General features: G+C 49.3%; 3 protein-coding genes and 1 pseudogene. All 4 read left to right on the plus strand.

All coding sequences use genetic code 11. The features are described from left to right. Nucleotides 1-293, plus strand: a pseudogene (locus tag K0778_RS26050) (conjugal transfer protein TraB); the annotation flags it as partial. Further along, nucleotides 283-870: a conjugal transfer pilus-stabilizing protein TraP gene (gene traP / locus K0778_RS26055; RefSeq protein WP_000002772.1), complete on the plus strand. Its 588-nt coding sequence runs from the start codon at nucleotides 283-285 to the stop codon at nucleotides 868-870. The pseudogene K0778_RS26050 and the gene traP, both read left to right, overlap by 11 nt. Further along, complete coding sequence (locus tag K0778_RS26060) at nucleotides 857-1,177, plus strand: conjugal transfer protein TrbD (protein WP_001057285.1); 321 nt, start codon at nucleotides 857-859, stop codon at nucleotides 1,175-1,177. The genes traP and K0778_RS26060 overlap by 14 nt, the downstream gene beginning before the upstream one ends. Next, a partial coding sequence (gene traV / locus K0778_RS26065) for a type IV conjugative transfer system lipoprotein TraV (protein WP_153449189.1) occupies nucleotides 1,174-1,391 on the plus strand: 218 nt, incomplete at its 3' end. The genes K0778_RS26060 and traV, both read left to right, overlap by 4 nt.

Consider the following 1,391-nt stretch of genomic DNA (forward strand, 5'->3'; position numbering starts at 1 on the left):
ACTACATCAAACGTGCCGAACAGTATCACCCGGTGATACCGATTGGTGCGGGCAACGAAGTGACCGTGGTGTTCCAGGACGGCTTCCAGCTGAAAACCGTGGAAGAGATGGCGCTGGAATACACGCAGAGCAGAGCGGAAGAAGACAATCCGGAAAGTCCGGTTCCTGTTCCGCCATCGGCTGAAAGTCATCTTAACGGCTTTAATACTGACCAGATGCTGAAGCAGGTGGGCAACCTGAATCCGCAGCAGTTTATGTCCGGCAGCCAGGGAGGGGGCAACGATGGCAAATAATATGTCACTCCGTCAGATATGCCATGCCACCCGGTATGTTGTTGCCCAGGGCCTGTGTTGGTTGTTCTGGTGTCTGAAATACGCCGTCATTCTGCCGCTGGCCACAATGGCTCTGCTGGCGTTACTGGTTTTATGGAAGGACAACACCACACCGGGGAAATTGCTGGTTCAGGAGATCGAGTTTGTAAGGGGCAGAACGCCAGCCGGGCTGTATCCGGTCCGATACTGCTCGAACAGTTTTGGTTCCGATTTAGCGATGCCTCCGTCTGTAACGTGCGGTTTTCGCCGGGGGGATGCTGCAGAATATGCCAGGGAGACTGACCAGTCTCTGATGCAACTGTTCACCGCATTATGGGCAACGCTGGCACTGATGTATGTCTCGCTGGCGGTGATCTCCGGAAAATATCCGATGCGACCCGGAAAAATGAAATGTGTCCGGGTGGCAACTGCAGATGAACATCTGAAGGAAGTTCTTACGGAAGATGCTTCCCTGCCGGAAAAAACCAGGAAATGCCATGTTTATTTCCCTGATGACCGAACAAACAGAAGCAACGGAGATAAAAATGAACATGCGTAATATTAATATTATTACTGCACGCTCTGTACCGTATAAAAGCGTATCAGATAATTTTATGAATGCTGTTCTCAGTAACTGCACCACAAGAATCGTACTTCCTGCACTGAAGGAATTCGGTTCTGAATCATTGCCGCACAATTTTAATATGGCAGCTGTCGGTGTGATGAAGAAGGGTATGTCGATGAGCTTATTTTCTTCTCCGGGAAATACAGTAGTCTTCGGACAACCCTGTGCAGGGAAAACAAATCTGACAGCAGAGTTAATTTCTGCTGTTGTGGGGAATAATAAAAAAGGAGAAGGGCAATGAAAAAGATTTCTTTATTTATTCCTCTGCTGGGGACGTTATTACTTTCTGGCTGTGCCGGAACTAATACGGAATTTGAGTGTAACGCCACCACATCAGATACCTGTATGACGATGGAGCAGGCCAATGAGAAGGCCAAAAAACTGGAGCAGTCCTCAGAAGCAAAGCCGGTTGCGGCATCACTGCCGCGCCTGGCTGAAGGGAACTTCCGGACAAT

The sequence above is a fragment of the Escherichia sp. XD33 genome (assembly GCF_019375075.1).
Taxonomy (GTDB): domain Bacteria; phylum Pseudomonadota; class Gammaproteobacteria; order Enterobacterales; family Enterobacteriaceae; genus Enterobacter; species Enterobacter flexneri_A.